The sequence below is a fragment of the Gilvimarinus chinensis DSM 19667 genome, assembly GCF_000377745.1.
Taxonomy (GTDB): Bacteria; Pseudomonadota; Gammaproteobacteria; order Pseudomonadales; family Cellvibrionaceae; genus Gilvimarinus; species Gilvimarinus chinensis.
Genome location: NZ_KB898709.1, coordinates 174,829 through 191,354, shown reverse-complemented (window position 1 = coordinate 191,354; position 16,526 = coordinate 174,829). Strand labels below are relative to the sequence as shown.

At 53.0% G+C, this 16,526-nt stretch carries 13 protein-coding genes and 1 tRNA gene; 8 read left to right on the top strand and 6 right to left on the bottom strand.

What is annotated here, in order from left to right:
- Nucleotides 1-69 precede the first annotated feature (69 nt).
- Together D568_RS0112365 and ettA are read right to left on the bottom strand one after the other, a co-directional pair.
- Entirely contained in the window at nt 70-2,265 is a 2,196-nt protein-coding gene (locus tag D568_RS0112365; protein ID WP_169334799.1) for a patatin-like phospholipase family protein, read from the bottom strand.
- 340 nt (nt 2,266-2,605) lie between these two features.
- Nucleotides 2,606-4,267, bottom strand: a complete 1,662-nt coding sequence (ettA, locus tag D568_RS0112355) for an energy-dependent translational throttle protein EttA (protein WP_020209918.1) — start codon at nt 4,265-4,267, stop codon at nt 2,606-2,608.
- A 227-nt stretch (nt 4,268-4,494) separates the two neighbouring features.
- Here ettA and D568_RS0112350 point away from each other — a divergent pair, with 227 nt between their 5' ends.
- The 3 genes from D568_RS0112350 (at nt 4,495) to D568_RS0112340 (ending at nt 8,070) form a co-directional block, all read left to right on the top strand.
- Nucleotides 4,495-6,378: a choice-of-anchor I family protein gene (locus tag D568_RS0112350; protein WP_020209917.1), complete on the top strand. Its 1,884-nt coding sequence runs from the start codon at nt 4,495-4,497 to the stop codon at nt 6,376-6,378.
- Nucleotides 6,379-6,519: 141 nt separating this feature from the next.
- Entirely contained in the window at nt 6,520-7,059 is a 540-nt protein-coding gene (locus tag D568_RS20070; protein WP_020209916.1) for a hypothetical protein, read from the top strand.
- Between the two features lie 474 nt (nt 7,060-7,533).
- Nucleotides 7,534-8,070 carry a peroxiredoxin-like family protein gene (locus D568_RS0112340; RefSeq protein WP_020209915.1) on the top strand — a complete coding sequence of 179 codons (537 nt, stop codon included), beginning with the start codon at nt 7,534-7,536 and terminating at the stop codon, nt 8,068-8,070.
- Between the two features lie 109 nt (nt 8,071-8,179).
- Here D568_RS0112340 and D568_RS0112335 read toward each other — a convergent pair whose 3' ends face one another.
- The 3 genes from D568_RS0112335 to gcvT are packed head-to-tail and all read right to left on the bottom strand — an operon-like array spanning nt 8,180 to nt 9,959.
- On the bottom strand, nt 8,180-8,458 hold the full coding sequence (locus D568_RS0112335; RefSeq protein ID WP_020209914.1) for a hypothetical protein: 279 nt from the start codon (nt 8,456-8,458) through the stop codon (nt 8,180-8,182).
- A 3-nt stretch (nt 8,459-8,461) separates the two neighbouring features.
- A complete protein-coding gene (gene gcvH, locus D568_RS0112330; protein ID WP_020209913.1) occupies nt 8,462-8,854 on the bottom strand; it encodes a glycine cleavage system protein GcvH in 393 nt (130 codons plus the stop codon).
- Between the two features lie 19 nt (nt 8,855-8,873).
- On the bottom strand, nt 8,874-9,959 hold the full coding sequence (gene gcvT, locus D568_RS0112325; protein WP_020209912.1) for a glycine cleavage system aminomethyltransferase GcvT: 1,086 nt from the start codon (nt 9,957-9,959) through the stop codon (nt 8,874-8,876).
- Nucleotides 9,960-10,120: 161 nt separating this feature from the next.
- Between gcvT and D568_RS0112320 the strand changes: the two genes are divergently transcribed.
- From D568_RS0112320 to D568_RS0112300, 5 genes are all read left to right on the top strand, one after another.
- Nucleotides 10,121-12,292 carry an AsmA family protein gene (locus D568_RS0112320; protein WP_020209911.1) on the top strand — a complete coding sequence of 724 codons (2,172 nt, stop codon included), beginning with the start codon at nt 10,121-10,123 and terminating at the stop codon, nt 12,290-12,292.
- Nucleotides 12,289-13,359: an A/G-specific adenine glycosylase gene (gene mutY / locus D568_RS0112315; RefSeq protein ID WP_020209910.1), complete on the top strand. Its 1,071-nt coding sequence runs from the start codon at nt 12,289-12,291 to the stop codon at nt 13,357-13,359. The genes D568_RS0112320 and mutY overlap by 4 nt, the downstream gene beginning before the upstream one ends.
- Nucleotides 13,356-13,634 carry an oxidative damage protection protein gene (locus D568_RS0112310; protein WP_020209909.1) on the top strand — a complete coding sequence of 93 codons (279 nt, stop codon included), beginning with the start codon at nt 13,356-13,358 and terminating at the stop codon, nt 13,632-13,634. The genes mutY and D568_RS0112310 overlap by 4 nt, the downstream gene beginning before the upstream one ends.
- A gap of 81 nt (nt 13,635-13,715) precedes the next feature.
- Nucleotides 13,716-13,791: transfer RNA gene (locus D568_RS0112305), tRNA-Phe, on the top strand.
- Nucleotides 13,792-14,241: 450 nt separating this feature from the next.
- Nucleotides 14,242-15,603 carry a sugar MFS transporter gene (locus D568_RS0112300; RefSeq protein ID WP_020209908.1) on the top strand — a complete coding sequence of 454 codons (1,362 nt, stop codon included), beginning with the start codon at nt 14,242-14,244 and terminating at the stop codon, nt 15,601-15,603.
- 39 nt (nt 15,604-15,642) lie between these two features.
- Here D568_RS0112300 and D568_RS0112295 read toward each other — a convergent pair whose 3' ends face one another.
- Nucleotides 15,643-16,431, bottom strand: coding sequence for a polysaccharide deacetylase family protein (locus D568_RS0112295; RefSeq protein WP_020209907.1), 789 nt, complete (start codon nt 16,429-16,431; stop codon nt 15,643-15,645).
- Nucleotides 16,432-16,526: the final 95 nt, after the last annotated feature.

Genomic DNA, 16,526 nt, shown 5'->3' with positions numbered 1-16,526 from the left:
AGGGAAAACATGGGTAATTCAAGGCGTAGGGTCACCGCTGTAGGCGTTAAGTTTTGTCAGAGTTTTGGCCTAAAATGTCACCCCAATAAACAGGTAAGCACTTTGGTTGCCTGTATCCGATTTGCCCCAGGCGAGATAGGCCGGGCCGATGGGGCTGTCCCAGCCAAGAAACACGCTGCCGGAATAGATAAGATCGGCGTAGTCGATATCCTCGCGGTCGTCCCAGGCGTTACCGGCTTCGAGTGAGCCGCCTGCGTACAGAGGAATGTTGAGAATTCGATAGTTGCCGTCGGCGAGACGGTAGGTATACACAAAGCTGGTAAACCGTGTGTGCTGCCCTGAAATAAAATCCACCGGATTACCCGACAACTTTAAAAAACCACCTAAGCTGGTCGCGCCGGTTATTGCCAGTGGGTCATCATTGAAGGTGCTGTTAAAATCCAGTTCGGCACGCAGGCTGTGGCGCTTATAAGAGGCCGCGCCAATTAACGTGGACTCCACCTGAGTGGTATCGGTGGTGTCATTGATAATGTCGAACTGTGCTCGGGTAAGACCCAGTTGGTATTTCCAGCCGCGGCTGGGAAAGCTTGGGTGGTTTAGGTTGTCAAAATCCACCAGCAGGTTAACCCCTTGCTGTTGGTAGTCGATTTTTCTGAGGTTCGTCGTTTGCTCTAACAGAGAGGGTAGCGTGAGCTCACCGTCGGCAAAAAATGGCCCTAAGAGAATGTCAAACTTATCCGACACGTTGTAGCCCAGTGCGCCAAAAAGCCCCGCCTCGGTTTCGGTAATTTCGCCAAAACCAATGCCGTTTTCCCGGTAGCTGTAAATGTCGCGTTCATAGCCTGCACTTAACTGCCAGAAGTAATTGCTGGTGCCCATTGGCCAGTAGAGTTCGGTGGTAACAATTTTTTCTGTGCCCAGTTCAATGGTGGAATACCATTCGGCCCCATAAGGCGATAAATTGGTGCGGCGGTAATTCACGCCTAGCTGATAACGGCTTTGCGACTCCAGGTTATCTTCCAGAGCGATTTTAAAATCCAGGTAGCCCGGCCCCCACTCTTTTTCATCCACAATGGTGTTCAGTGTGTTGCCTTTTTTGTCGTGGCTGATGGTGGTGCGCACGCGAGCAATCGTGCCTTGGCCGTAAAGTCGTTGCACGCCTTTGTGGATATCCTCGGTGGTATACGACTCACCTTCGCGCAGCTCCATGCGACTGAGAATATAGTCGTCCCCCAGGCGTGAGTGATTCACTAATCGAATTCGATCTAGGCGCAAGAGTTTGTCGGTGGCAAGAGCGGCTTCTTCGCGTTTGGTGTTGGTCTGGCCAGCCAATGCCGCCATCGTCTCGCTGCTGGCAAAAACTGATTTGGCTTGGTGGTAGCCTTCGCTGGCCGCTGTGGCGACTTTGTCAAAATCCAGCATACCGATGTCATCCAGTTGGATGTGGAGGTAGACATCGTTATCCGTCAGGCTGGTTTTTTGTTCACTGACATTTTTATGGGTCAGAAAACTGGTGAGCTGCTTTAGTATGTTTAAGCTGGAATTTAACTCGTCGCGATCCATCGCCGCCGCGCCAATATCCACCGCGATAATAATGTCCGCGCCCATGTCGCGGGCCACGCTAATCGGAAGATTGTTGGCGATACCGCCGTCCACCAATAAATGCCCTTGATGCTCAATGGGCCGCACAACCCCTGGAATGGACATAGACGCTTGCAGCGCTGTGCTGAGATCGCCGTCCGAGAGAATGACCTGCTCGCCGGTGGTGATGTCTGCAGCGATGGCGCGAAAAGGAATGGGCAGGTCATCAAAGCTCTCATACGTGGTGTGGGTGCCTACCAGCTGGTCGATTAAATCTTTCATGCCCTGGCCTTGGAGTACACCTTGTGGAACCCGTACTGAGTGGCCATCGAAGCCAAGGTCTAAATGGATTGGAAAATTATCCAATTGCCGCTTACGGCGATTGGGAATTTGACTGCGTGATAAGCTGTCTTTGTATCCACTGTCCCAATTGGCGTGGGAGAAAATGAGCTGGATGTCGTCGGCACTTTTACCGCTGGCGTACATGGCTCCAACAAATGAACCAATGCTGGTGCCGACCACGATATCCACGGGTACTTGCTGCTCTTGCAGCGCCTTAAGCACGCCAATATGTGCGCCGCCTCGCGCTCCGCCGCCGCCAAGCACCAAACCCACGCAGGGCCGGTTCACCGCTTGGTTACAGGTTTTACCCTCGGTTTTACTCAGGGCTAATAGGGGGAGCAATAATAGGCTCAGGAGAAAAAGTCGCATCATTGCTCAGGCGTTGGCGTTAACGGGATTACACTAAGCCGCTGTTCACTCGGCGGCAAAAAAAACAGGTTGCACACGGTAGCGATCAGATCAATCAGCGTTTGTGGCGGTAAGGGGCCTTGAAGCAAGTGTCGTTGTGACTGCGATTGAGTGGTGCGTTTAATAAAAGATAGGGGCAACACGTTTGCAGTAACGTTTTGGTGTTTTTTCTCCTGCGTCGCTTTGACATTACTCACGGTTAGCCCCTGTCATTGATGGACTAAGTATAGAAAATAAACCATAACAAAACGCGCCCGAAGGCGCGTTTTTAATTTTATTTCAGCGGCTTGTATTTCATCCGCTTGGGCTGAGCGTCTTGCCCTTTGCGTTTGATAAAGTCTTCGTGGTAATCGGTGTAGTTACCTTCAAAGAACACCACTTCCGATTCGCCCTCGTAAGCGAGAATGTGAGTGGCGATACGATCCAGGAACCAGCGATCGTGCGAGATCACCATAACGCAGCCGGGGAAGGCGAGAATAGCGTCTTCCAGAGCGCGCAGAGTTTCTACGTCCAGGTCGTTTGACGGTTCGTCCAACAGCAGCACATTGGCGCCTTGCTTCAAGGTGTTGGCCAGGTGCAAACGGCCGCGCTCACCACCGGACAGCTCGCCCACGCGTTTTTGTTGATCGGAGCCTTTAAAGTTAAAGCGGCCCACGTAAGAGCGGCTGGATACTTCGTAACTGCCGATGCGCAAAATGTCTTGCCCGCCTGAGATGGCCTCCCACACGGTTTGGTTGTCCTGCAGGTTTTCGCGGCTTTGTTCTACGTAGGCGACGTTAACCGTCTCGCCCAGGGTGACGGTGCCACTGTCGGGCTGCTCGGTGCCGGAAATCATGCGGAACAGGGTAGATTTACCCGCGCCGTTACCGCCCACAATACCCACTACCGCGCCTTTGGGCACGCTCATGGTCAGGTTGTCGATCAGCAAGCGGTCGCCGTAGCCTTTGCTCACATTTTCCAGCTCAATCACTTTATCGCCCAGGCGTTCGCCCGGTGGAATATAGATTTCGTTGGTTTCGTTACGGGTTTGGAATTCCTGACTTTGCAGTTCATCAAAGCGGGCCAGACGCGCCTTACTTTTCGCCTGACGCCCTTTTGGATTCTGGCGCACCCACTCAAGCTCCGCTTTAATGGCTTTTTGGTGGGATGCTTCGGCTTTGGCTTCTTGTTCCAGACGACTTTCTTTCGCCTCCAGCCAATCGGAGTAGTTGCCCTCGTAGGGAATACCGTGACCGCGATCCAGTTCTAAAATCCAGCCGGCGGCATTGTCCAGGAAGTAGCGGTCGTGAGTAATGGCAACCACGGTACCACTGAAGTTCTGCAGAAATTGCTCCAGCCAGAATACACTTTCGGCGTCCAGGTGGTTGGTGGGCTCGTCCAGCAGCAGCATGTCGGGGCGCGACAGCAACAGGCGGCACAGGGCCACACGGCGGCGCTCACCACCGGAGAGTTTGGTGACGTCGGCATCCCACGGGGGTAAACGCAGGGCGTCGGCGGCCACTTCCAGGGTGTGGTCCAGGTTGTGGGCATCCCACGCTTGAATGATGTCTTCGCAGCGCGCCTGCTTTTTCGCCAGCTCGTCAAAATCGGCATCGGGCTCGGCGTAGTCAGCGTAAATTTGTTCCAGCGCTGCCAGCGCGTCTACCGCTTCGCGCACGCCGTCTTCGACATTGCCGCGCACGTCTTTGGCCGGGTCTAGCTCTGGCTCTTGCGGCAGGTAGCCAATTTTAATGTCCGGCATGGGGCGGGCTTCACCGTTATATTCGGTATCAACGCCAGCCATAATCCGCAGCAGGGTGGATTTACCTGAACCGTTCAGACCCAGCACACCGATTTTGGCGCCGGGAAAGAAGGACAGGGAGATGTCTTTGAGAATTTCGCGTTTTGGGGGGACGACCTTGCCCACCCGATTCATGGTGAAAACGTACTGTGCCATTTAGCTTGCCTCGTGCTGGCCGCCAGCGGGCGGAGATGGCCGGGTTCGGCCGGTTGGAAATAAAGGCGCAAGGTACCGAAAGGCGGGGGTAAATTCAATCTTTTAGCTTTTAATGGCAAGTGCAAAGGGGCAATTCAGCTCAAGCCGTCATATTGTGCACACGAACCTGTAACATTGCCTCGCTAGGCTCTGGCGCGACTTATTACAAGATCGACAGGAGCTAACAAATGAAAAAAAGTTTTCCGTATATGCTGGCGGCATGCAGCGCGCTGGCCCTGGTAGGTTGTGGCAGCGACGACGATGACAATGGCAGTGGTGAAAACGGCGGTAATCCACCGGTGGTGGAAACCCCTTCGGCCATTTCTTTAAGCTTTTTAGGCCGCTACACAACCGGTCAGTTTGACGAATCCGCCGCTGAAATTCCCGCTTATGACGCGGCGAGTCAGCGCCTATTTGTGGTTAACGCAGAAAAAGGCATGGTGGATGTGCTGGACATGGCCGACCCGGCTAACCCCAGTTTTGTAGATACCCTTGATGGTAGCAGCGTGCTAGCCGGTGGCGAAGTTAACTCTGTGGCTGTTCATGAGGGTATTGTTGCTATCGCGATTGAGGCAGATCCCAAAACCGACAATGGCGTTGTGGCCTTAGTTAACGCCGAAAACTTGTCTTTGATTTCCAGCGTTGGTGTTGGCGCTCAGCCGGATATGCTGACCTTCACTCCTGACGGTAATTATGTGCTAGCGGCTAATGAAGGTGAGCCCAGCGATGACTACCAGATTGACCCGGAAGGCTCTATTGCCATTATTGATATTGCCGATGCGGCTAATCCCACTGTAGCCGTAGCGGACTTTAACGCCTTCAGCGATATTGCCGAGCTGCGCAATCAAGGCGTTCGTATCTACGGCCCCAACGCTACTGCATCGCAAGATTTAGAGCCTGAGTACATCGCGGTATCGGCCGATAGCATGACCGCCTGGGCCGTGCTGCAGGAAAACAACGCCATCGCGCGTATTGATATTCGCTCTGCCACTGTAGAGAGCATTGTCGCCTTGGGTTACAAAGACCATGGTCTTGAGTCCAATAACTTCGGCTCTGGCAACGCCATTGACGCCAGCGATGAAGGCCCGGTTGAGATTACCACCTGGCCCGGTGTGCGCGGCTTGTACCTGCCAGATGCCATGGCATCTTACGACGTAGACGGTATGACCTACCTCATTACCGCCAACGAAGGCGATGCGCGCGCCTGGGGCGAGGATAACGATGATTACTGGGCCGGCGACGCCAGCAAAGGTTTTGTAGAAGAATTTCGTGTGAAGCACCTGGTGCACTCCGACGGCTTTGATCGCCGTGCGGGCGACGACCTGCCACCACAATTGCGCGAGTTGGCTGCGGGCGGCTTGCTGAATCACGATACCTTCGCCTACTGTGGCGCAAGCGCCGGTGATGCGGGCGATTGCCGCGAAGACGACGTGTTGGGTCGTTTAAACATTACCTGGACTATGGGTTATCGCACCAACGTTGATGGTTCACCGGTCATGTTTGATGCCGCCGGTAACGAGTCGGCCGATGGCGACCGTGTCATGTACGACAACCTTTACAGCTACGGCGCGCGTTCGTTCTCTATTTGGGACGAAGAGGGTCAGCTGATTTGGGATTCGGGCGATGCCATCGAGCAATTCCTGGCGAGTGACGACTGCATGTTGGGCAGCGAGCGCACTATTGCCTGCGCAGACTATTTCAACAGTGGTCACGATGAAGGCGATGCGATTGACAGCCGCAGTGATGCCAAAGGCCCCGAGCCGGAAGGCGTGACCATCGGCACCATCGGTGAAAAGACGTTTGCCTTTATCGGCCTGGAGCGTATGGGCGGTGTTTTAGTGTATGACGTGACCGACCCCGAAGCCCCTGTGTTTATGGACTATTTAAACAGTCGCGAAGATTGGGCCACCGAAGATACCGAAAGCGTACTTGATAGCGCTGGCGATTTAGGACCTGAGGGCTTGGTGTTTATCTCGGCCGAAGACTCTCCCACCGATGACGCTTTACTGGTAGTGGGCAACGAAGTCAGTGGTACGACCTCGGTGTACGTTATCGAGCAAAGCTTCGAATAATCGTTAAATATTATTCGCTGTGAAAAAAGAGCCGACACTTTGTGTCGGCTCTTTTTTTTATGTCCTTATTAACCCCTTGTTTTGCGCCGGTTGAAGGAATGGGGTAGATTGCAAAACCCCCTTGTTTGAATGGAGTCAGTTATGCGCATTTGTCTGTTGATGTTATTCGCCTCGCTTATGGTCGCTTGTGCCAGCGCCCCCAAATACCAGTACGCGGTAGAGCCCACACCCTTGAAAGCCGAAAGCACCCAGTATGCTATTGAGTCGGTAGAAGTGAATTTGATTCTGGGCCATGGTGCGCGCGAGGGTGATACCCGCTTTAACACTGAAGCGAAAATTACCGAGACGTTCACTCAAGCCCTAACGCAGGCGTTACAAGAATATGGTGCGTTAGCCGATGCCGAAGCAGCGGACGCCGATTTAAATATCGTGGTGGATTTTGTGCGCAAGTACAACACGGGTGGCAAAGCGTTAAACACGCCCCAGGTAAGCCATAAGGTTATCGCTTCTCGCGGCGAGCAGGAATTGGCGGTGTTTGGTCTTGAAAGTTATACTCTGGAGTACGGCATTTACGATCAAATGAAAATTGCCGGCTTTAAGCGCGGTAACGATGAAGAGCTTGCCGATATAAAACGCCTGGCGCAGTTAATGGCCGACGATATTGTGCAAATGGGACGGTAAACGAAGTTGCGAGTGCAGCGCCCTGATGGGCGCTTGAGCAGGTTAGCGTGTGGTTGTTGCTTCAGAAGAACTCGCAACGCGGTAAGAATTGCCGCTGAAGCCGGTATAATTGGAGATAAATGGCTGCGTCAATCGTTTGAAACTCCGCTGAATAAAACTGAGCCTATCGATACGGTTTCTTCAACCTTGCAGTGTGAACGCAGCTGACACGAAGTATCACTACCGTTTTAAAATATCAACTGCAGCGCGCGCACTCGTTGCTTGTTCTTCATCAGCCCCACAAGACCTCTCCCTTTTTTAATTAGTTATGTATGCGTCCTCGCTACAGTGGGTCGCTGAAATATTTCGGATACAAACACTTTTCGCTTTGATGTGGCTGAATGCTCTTACGAATTAAAATGTGATTAGTGCAAAGATGGAACAGGAACTGCAGTTGTACCGATACAAGTTATTGAACCTGATTAAGGAGTATCTATGTACACTCAGAAACTGCACGCTGGTAGCGAATTTCCTGCTTTGCAAGTAAAAAATTTAGCAGGGGACACCGTGAATCTTGCCTCCACGGATAGCGACTCTGACTGGAAAATGGTAGTCGTTTATCGCGGCAAACACTGCCCCATTTGTACTAAGTACTTGAATGAGCTGGAAACTTACGTAAGTGATCTCAAAAAACTGGGCGTGGACTTGGTGGCTGTTTCGGCCGATAGTGAGGCACAGCTAAAAGCGCACATGGATAAGTTGGATATTAACTTCCCGATTGCTTACGGGCTCTCTCAGGAGCAAATGTTACAATTAGGATTGTATATTTCAACTCCACGCAATGCCGAAGAGACAGACCATAATTTTGCAGAGCCCGCGCTTTTTGTGATTAATGCTGAAGGAAATATTCAGATTATTGATATTTCAAATGCGCCATTTTCCCGGCCGGATCTGAAATCGGTTATCTCTGGGTTAAAGTTTATTCGTGACCCGGAAAATAATTACCCCATTCGCGGTACTTTCTCGGCATAATTTTCTTCGGCGGTTAAAGCTCATTTCAGTAATGGGCCGGAGCGTGTTTGTGTGGCTCCGGCCACTTCCCGCCTTTATTAGGTTTTACTTTTTGCACGTGCCAGGGCTTTTATTTATTCCCCCAAATCCGCGCTACTGCGCGGTCTGCGCCAAGTGCGCCCACAATCAATCCGTAGAGTCCTGCGAGAGTGAAAACGACCACCGGGAAATAATAGCCGGGGTCGGCGCCCGGCGGAATTAACCAGGCGGCCAACAGGCCTAAGAAGGTAAACACCGCGCCGAAAAAAATCAGAATTTTTCGGCTTAACGGTTTGTAGTGGTAGGGCTCCCTGCCCGCCTCAAGCGGGGCGAGCAGCGGGCGGGCGAGCTTGCGTAGGGCGTTTTTCAAAACTTACTCGTCTGCCTCGATGGCGGCTTGGTAACCGTCGGCGTCCAGGGCGTCGTCCAGTTCGGACAGGTCGCTGGGTTTGACTTTAAAGAACCAGCCGTCGTCGAACGGTGAGCTGTTAACCTGCTCGGGCTCGTCTTCCAGTGCATCATTGATGGCAATTACCTCTCCGGATACCGGTGAGTAAATGTCGGAAGCGGCTTTTACCGATTCAACCACACCAGCTTCTTCGCCGGCCGATACGCTGGCACCCACTTCCGGTGTCTCAACGTAAACCACATCGCCCAGACTGCTTTGCGCGTGGTCGGTAATGCCGATGGTGACGGTACCGTCTTCTTCCACACGGGCCCACTCGTGGCTGGGCAGATATTTCAGTTCGCTGCGAATTTCGCTCATGGTTGTGTCCTGTAAAAATTTAAATGAGTGACTGTCCGTGGCGGACAAAATTAGGTTTTACGATGCTGACTGGCAGCTGCTTGTTACGTACTTCGACGGTGGCGTCGCTGCCTGCCGCAGCGGGAACGCGGGCCATGGCAATAGAGTAGCCCAAAGTGGGTGAAAATGTCCCGCTGGTAATAACGCCGGCTTGATCGCAGCCGGGAATAACAACGGTTTGTCCGGCGCGCAGTACACCGCGCTCTTTGAGTACTAAGCCCACAAGTTTATCGGTGCCTGCAGTGCGAGCACTTGCAAGCGCAGCGCGGCCGATAAAGTCGCGGTCGGCCGGCTCCCAGGCGATGGTCCAGCCCATGTTGGCGGCCAGCGGCAGGGTCGTCTCATCCATTTCGTGACCGTACAGGTTCATGCCTGCCTCAAGGCGTAAAGTGTCTCGTGCGCCCAAGCCACAGGGGGCAACGCCAGAGGCGAGCAGGGCTTGCCAAAAAGCGGGAGCCTGATCGCCCGGCAGCATAATTTCCAGGCCGTCTTCACCGGTGTAGCCGGTGCGGCCGATAAACCACTCATCCGTTGGCTGGCCGGTAAATACGGCTAATGCATCAATCACGGCAGCTTGTGCTGGGGTAGCGGCCTGTTTGGTTCGCTCTATCGCCTCGGGGCCCTGGATGGCGATCATTGCGAGGGAGGCTTGCTCCGTCAGGCTGATGTCGAAACCTGCAGCCTGTTTTTCCATCCACGCCAGGTCTTTGTCGCGGGTGGCGCAGTTGACCACCACACGGTACCCGCTCTCTAGGTTGTAGACGATCAAATCGTCAATAACACCGCCTTTTTCATTCAGCATGCCGCTGTACAAGGCTTTACCGGGTTTGCCATCAAGTTTGGCCACATCGTTCGCCAGCAGTGCGCGCAGATAAGCGCGGGCGTCGGCTCCGGTAACGTCAACCACGGTCATGTGGGATACGTCAAACATCCCGGCGCTGTGGCGCACCTTGTGGTGCTCCTCGATTTGCGAGCCGTAGTTGATTGGCATATCCCAGCCGCCAAAGTCCACCATCTTGCCGCCGGCATCGATGTGGCTTTGGTAAAGCGGTGTTTTGTGTCCCATAACGTGCGTCCGGTCAAAAGGCGACATTTTAGGCGACCGGCCGCCGGATAACCAGTGCCAGGGTGGCCTAAATATTTGCCCGTTGAACTTGTAATTTGCTTGGCAGTCTCCATGACTTTGGCATGCTATGCTGAATATCCACTCGACACGGAGTCTGCGCTGTGAAGCTGATTGTAAAGTTGTTTATGTTGTTGCTGCTGTTGGTGATTTTGGCGGTAGCGTTTGTGTTGTTGTTCCTCGATCCGAACGTGTTTAAGCCGCGCATTGAAAAACTGGCGGCGCAGCAGGGTGTGCACCTGGATATCGCCGGAGATCTTGGCTGGCGCTTCTGGCCGAGTGTGGGTATCGATATCAACGACATTAGTGTTGCCAGCGTGCAGACCCCGGACGAGCCTCTGGCGAGCTTAAACAGTGCCAGTCTTTTGGTGGCCACCAAACCGCTGTTTAATGGCGAGTTGCAGGTGCAGCATTTACTGGTTGATGGTGCCAAGGTAACTCTCACGGCGGATAAGGCCGGCAGTAAAAACTGGCAGAAGTTTACGCCCCAAGAGCGCAAGGCAGCAGGTGAATTAACCGAGCAGCAAATAAGCGACCTGAAAGCCCAGCAGGCGCAAGCTGACAGCTCACCCGCTGAGGCCAGCGAAGAGGGCCGCTCGCTGTCACTGGCGGTGGATAAAATCAGTATTACCAATAGCGATTTCTACTACAAAGACTTAGCGGCCGAGCAAGAGGTTCGTGCGCAGCTGAAAACGGCCGAGTTAACAGGGTTTAACTTTGCCAATAACCCTTTTGCCCTCAGCACCGAAGCGACTCTCACGTTGCAATCGGCTTCCGCCCCCGGCGGCACTCTGCCCGTGGATATCGAGTTGGTGGCTACTATGCGGGTGGATGAAAGCCTGGATCAATTTGAATTACGAGACGGCAAGCTAGAGCTGTTGGTGGGACAGGACAAAACAACCGTGATCAGTGAATTTAGCGCGAGCGCTCAAGGTCTGCAGGGCGAAATGAGCTACGGCGCATCGCTCGCTGTAAAGCCCTTTAACCTGAAAGAGCTGCTGGCAGGCTTGGGTATTACTGCCCCAGAAACTGCAAACCCTGACGCACTTACTCAGTTGTCTCTGAACGCAAACGTAACCGGTGGCCCGAATTCATTTACGCTAGCGCCAATTGAGGCAACCTTGGACCAAACCCATTTAAACGGTGAGCTGTCGATTACCGATATCAGCACCCAAGCGCTACAGCTAACCTTGGTGGGTGACAGCATTAACATTGACGATTACCTGCCGCCACCCGCGCCCGAGAATGAAGTGGCAAGCTCGGTACCTGCTACAACGACGCCCGGCGGTGGCAAAACGAAACCCCAGGCGCAAGAAGAACCTTTACCCCTGGATGCCATTCGTGCGCTGAATGCCACTGTGCAGTTTGATTTTGGCAAGGCCATTGTTAATAAACTGACCGTTGAGAACTTGCGCCTGCGCGTCACCGCGAAAAATGGTGTGGTACAGCTGAGTGAAGCAAGTTTAAACACTTATCAGGGCCAATTGCTGGCGCAGGGGCAGCTGGATGCCCGAGGCCAGCGTGCCAAGGCGTCGTTTACCGCCGATATGACGGGGGTACAGCTTGAGCCGCTGCTGAACGATTTGCAGCTAGAGCAAGACATTCAACTGACCGGCGGCTTGAACATGAAAGCCAAAGGCAATACCAGCGGCGCATTTGCCTCTGATTTATTCAAACAGCTGAACGCCGAAGCGCAGTTGAGTGGGGCCGAGGTAACCGTTGCGCCGCTTAACGTCGAAAAATACTTTTGCAAAATTGTCTCTTTGGCGCAAGATGAAGCCAAAAGCGCGGATGGCAAAACCAGCGAGCAGCGCAGCTGGCCCGAGTTTACGGAAATGAGCGCGCTGGAAGGCACCATTCGCCTCAGCAACCAAGTGTTAACGGTGGAAAACTTTGAGGCAGGGGTAGAGCAATTATTACTGGCCACTCAGGGGCAGCTTAATCTGGCGGCTGAAACTTACGATTTTCGCCTACCCCTCACCCTGCAGGAACAATCCACTAGCGCCGAGGGGTGTACGGTAAAAAGTAATTACTGGCTTAATCGCAGTCTTTCGCTGCTGCGCTGCAAGGGGTCGCTGAACAACCTTTCGCCGCTCAAAGATTGCGGCCTGGACAGCAAAGCGCTAGAGTCGCTCACCGGCGATTACGCCAAGTACAAGCTGCAAAAAGAGCTGACCCGTAAACTCGGTGGCGACGATGCCAACGGCGAAAAAGACGATAAAACCAAGGCGGTAGAGGACATACTCAACCGCCTGCTGAATCAAGACAAAGAATGACAGATGCATTTGCGGCGGCCGTGCTCCGCTGGTTTGATGAGCACGGCCGCAAACACCTTCCCTGGCAAAAAAATATTACCCCCTACCGGGTTTGGCTGTCGGAAATCATGCTGCAGCAAACTCAAGTGACTACGGTAATCCCTTACTTCGAGCGTTTTACCGAGGCATTCCCTTCGGTGCAAGATCTGGCGGCCGCACCTATCGACGATGTGCTGCACCTGTGGACGGGCCTGGGTTACTACGCTCGTGCGCGCAATTTGCACAAATGCGCGCAGCGTGTGGTGAGCGAGCACGGCGGCGAATTTCCCGATACCGTGGCGCAGCTTGCCGAGCTGCCCGGTATTGGCGAGTCTACCGCGGGTGCCATTGTCAGTATTGCGTTTAAAAAGCACGCCGCGATATTGGATGGCAATGTTAAACGGGTGCTTGCCCGCTATCACGCCATCGAAGGTTGGCCAGGGCACACCACCACGTTAAAAAATCTTTGGCAAAAAGCCCGTTTACATACGCCAGAGCGGCGGTGCAATCATTACACTCAGGCGATGATGGATTTGGGGGCGATGCTGTGTACTCGCACCCGCCCCGCTTGCGATGTATGCCCAGTGGGCGATGGTTGCGTTGCCCGTGCGACGGGGCAACAGTTGGCATACCCGGGCAAAAAGCCGAAAAAGGAAAAACCGGTAAAAACCACTTACCTGCTGATGCTACGCTCGCCCGTGGGGGAGTTATTGTTGCAGCAGAGGCCGTCTACCGGTATTTGGGGGGGGCTGTGGAGCTTCCCCGAATTAGCGCTGGGGGCGAATGTGAGCAGCTATTGCTCCGACCATTACGCCGCCCCGCAATGGGTGGAGTACTGGGATAGTTATCGCCACACCTTTAGTCATTACCACTTGGATATTACGCCGGTGCTGGTGCAGTTGGGCGATACGCCTCATTCGGTAATGGAAGCGGGCGGCGCACTTTGGTATAACGTGCGCCAACCCGAAAATGTCGGCTTGGCTGCACCCGTAAAACGCTTACTGGAAAGCCTTGCCGAGCTGGACCCACTCTCGCAGGAGACCCTATGAGCCGCACGGTATTTTGTCGCAAATACAAACAAGAGCTGCCCGGGCTGGCCCAACCGCCTTACCCCGGCGCCAAAGGTCAGGATATTTTTGAAAACGTGAGCGCCAAAGCCTGGCAAGAGTGGTTAAGCCACCAAACCATGCTCATCAACGAAAAGCAATTAAACCTGATGGATACCGCTACACGGGTGTATCTTGGTGAACAAATGACCAAGTTTTTGTCCGGTGACGACTACGACGCCGCCGAAGGTTATGTTCCTCCCCAAAACGACAAATAAATTTGTTCTAAGCCCTTGACTCTAAAAGGCGCAAACGGTTTAATACGCGCCTCTTGTGACGGGGCACCCCGAACAAGAATTGCCCAGATAGCTCAGTCGGTAGAGCAGTGGATTGAAAATCCTCGTGTCGGTGGTTCGATTCCGCCTCTGGGCACCATACCAACGAAAAGGCTCGGTCTTCGGATCGGGCCTTTTTTGTATCTGCAGTTGAGTACGTGCGAAATCGAACCAGCTTTTTGTCGGTGGTTCGATTGACGAGAGCTTCAGCCCAGGCTGCCTTCCCTTACTGCGCATTTCACCTTGTCCATGGCGCACTCGCCCTTCGGGCAGTGCAGCTGTTTAAAGCGTCTGCTTCGTTCGCCGGTTTTCCTCGGGCCCTGCGAAGGCGCCTAGCCCTGATTGTGGCTGGCCGATTGTTGGATGATTAAAGGTTGAACCTCGGTTCAGATGAACTTTGGGTTTGCTCTATAATTAAAATTGACAACGTTGTCTTGAGCGGTTAATGTCCAACTCATAGGTATACTTATCAGGCAGTACAGTAGCTGTGCTGGTATCTATAACCACAATAAATAACAACTCTGGCTAAGGCGCTAAATGGGTATTCATTATGACTGAACAAAAATCGACGCAGGCCTCTGGCAGTGTAGTCATTCCGATGGCGATCATCGCCGGTTTGTTTTTTATCTTTGGCTTTGTCACCTGGCTGAATGGGGCGCTGATTCCGTTTTTGCAAACCATTTGTGATTTGAGCGCCTTTGAGGCGATGCTGGTGGCCTCGGCTTTCTACGCTGCTTACACGTTTATGGCATTGCCGATGGCTTACATCATTGAGCGCACTGGCTATAAAAATGGTATGGCTGTGGGGCTTTTTATTACGGCGGTAGGTGCGTTAATTTTTATTCCCGCCGCTTATGGCCGTGACTTTTCTATTTTCTTGTTAGCGCAGTTTGTGGTGGGTTCGGGTCTGACCATTCTGCAAACGGCGTCAAACCCCTATGTCGTGAAATTGGGGCCACCCGAGTCGGCCGCTGTACGCATTTGTATTATGGGGCTTTTGAATAAGGGGGCAGGCGTGGTTGCCCCCATCGTATTTTCGGCGCTGGTTTTATCCGGTATTACGGGCGTGTCCGAAGCGGAGCTGGCGGTACTGTCGGAAGCTGCGCGCGACATTAAGTTAAACGAGCTTGCCGGCCAGCTTGTAAACCCTTATATCGGCATGGCCATTGTGTTGGCGGTGCTGGGGGCGGCTATGATTTTTGCTCCTATTCCCGATATTGAGGATGAGGTTCTTGACGGTCAGGAAGATGGCGACATTCGCTTGTCAGGTGTGTTTCAGTTTCCTCATCTGGTGCTCGGCGCTTTAGCTCTGTTTTTCTATGTAGGAGTTGAGGTTATTGCCGGTGATGCCATTGGCTTACTGGGTAAGCAGGCCGGTTTGGATGGCTCAGTCGCTTCAATGCTGACTTCTTTTACCATGATATTCATGGTGATTGGCTATGTGGTTGGTGTGGTTGCTATCCCGCGTTTTATCAGTCAGCAGGCAGCGTTGATGATGTCCGCCATTTTGGGGGTGATTTTTACCGCTTGTGTAATGACAGGCTCATTGCAGAGTACGGCCATGTCATCGGCCACCTTGAGCTTGTTTGGAATGCCTGAAATTCCCAACGCGGTTTATTTTGTTGCCTTGCTTGGTTTTGCCAACGCCATGTGCTGGCCTGCCATTTGGCCGCTGTCTTTACAAGGGCTGGGTAAGTACACCTCAAAAGGTGCAGCCCTATTGATTATGGGGATTGCCGGTGGCGCGGTATTGCCGCCTATTTACGGACATTTTGCGGACACAGGCGACGGCCAGCTGGCTTATGCAGTGTCGATTCCTGCTTACCTCTACATTCTTTTCTACGCGGTTAAGGGGCATAAAATAACGCGCTGGGGTGCTAAGTCAGAGAAGGCTGCACCGGAACAAGTTTAATCATAGCTGAACTATTTGCCCGGCCTAGGCCGGGCTTTTTTATGGCTGTTGATTCACATGCGTCATGATGTTGCGGTAGGTGTTGGTCCAGTAAGTTTCTCGATTATTGCTTAAAAATTCCAGTAGTTCGCGGTGCGCTTGAGCACTTACGGATAAATGGTCCCCGCCAATACCGTGAAAAATAATTTGTATCAGACCGCCGTCGGCGGCTTCGTTTTTTACCCACTCGATTAATTCGTCTCCACTTTGGCCGTGCGGTAAAACGAATGAGCTAAAGCCCTCAGGTAGATTTTCTTCAGCGCCTTTGATGGCGATAAATAAATCGCTGACGCTGTTTAAATAATCACCGTCTGAGGTTTGCGTATGACCGCATGGCGGGGTAAACGTGCGCTTGCTCTGGCCGTCTATCGCGTGCAAAAAACTGTTGGCGAGTATCACCTCGTCACGCATTTGCTCACGGGTTCTTTCATCCATATTGTTGTAGGGTTTTACCCAGTCTGTGCCTAGCTGAGATTTACTGCAGGGGTGGTAAAGCGTGTGATTGCCTAGCTCGTGCCCATCGGCCGCGGCCGAGCGCCATAGTGGCAGACGGTTTGGGATAACCTCTGAGGCGAGGGTCAAATAAAACGAGCCGCGCAAGTTGTAGTGGTTTAGGGCTGGAATAGCATTGTCCAGTTGGCTGTTGAGGGCATCGTCGTAAGAGAGACTGACAGCGGCGCGCTGGTTCTGGGGCCACTCGATGCTTTTGCTGGGTTTATGTAAGGTTTCTGCCTGCACACTGGCTAGGCTGAATGTCAGAGTTAAAAAGCTGAGCTGACGTAAGTTCATGGTGATCTCCCGAGGCTTTTGTCTGTTATTGAAATATTGATGGCCGCTATTGGTTCTTGTCAGTTTTTCAAAATGCGCGAAATTTACGTTTTCTT

Bases quoted from the DNA above. Each gene is read 5' to 3' on its own strand.
- ettA (WP_020209918.1), bottom strand. From the start codon at position 4,267: ATGGCACAGTACGTTTTCACCATGAATCGGGTGGGCAAGGTCGTCCCC.
- D568_RS0112350 (WP_020209917.1), top strand. From the start codon at position 4,495: ATGAAAAAAAGTTTTCCGTATATGCTGGCGGCATGCAGCGCGCTGGCC.
- D568_RS20070 (WP_020209916.1), top strand. From the start codon at position 6,520: ATGCGCATTTGTCTGTTGATGTTATTCGCCTCGCTTATGGTCGCTTGT.
- D568_RS0112340 (WP_020209915.1), top strand. From the start codon at position 7,534: ATGTACACTCAGAAACTGCACGCTGGTAGCGAATTTCCTGCTTTGCAA.
- gcvH (WP_020209913.1), bottom strand. From the start codon at position 8,854: ATGAGCGAAATTCGCAGCGAACTGAAATATCTGCCCAGCCACGAGTGG.
- gcvT (WP_020209912.1), bottom strand. From the start codon at position 9,959: ATGGGACACAAAACACCGCTTTACCAAAGCCACATCGATGCCGGCGGC.
- mutY (WP_020209910.1), top strand. From the start codon at position 12,289: ATGACAGATGCATTTGCGGCGGCCGTGCTCCGCTGGTTTGATGAGCAC.
- D568_RS0112310 (WP_020209909.1), top strand. From the start codon at position 13,356: ATGAGCCGCACGGTATTTTGTCGCAAATACAAACAAGAGCTGCCCGGG.
- D568_RS0112300 (WP_020209908.1), top strand. From the start codon at position 14,242: ATGACTGAACAAAAATCGACGCAGGCCTCTGGCAGTGTAGTCATTCCG.
- D568_RS0112295 (WP_020209907.1), bottom strand. From the start codon at position 16,431: ATGAACTTACGTCAGCTCAGCTTTTTAACTCTGACATTCAGCCTAGCC.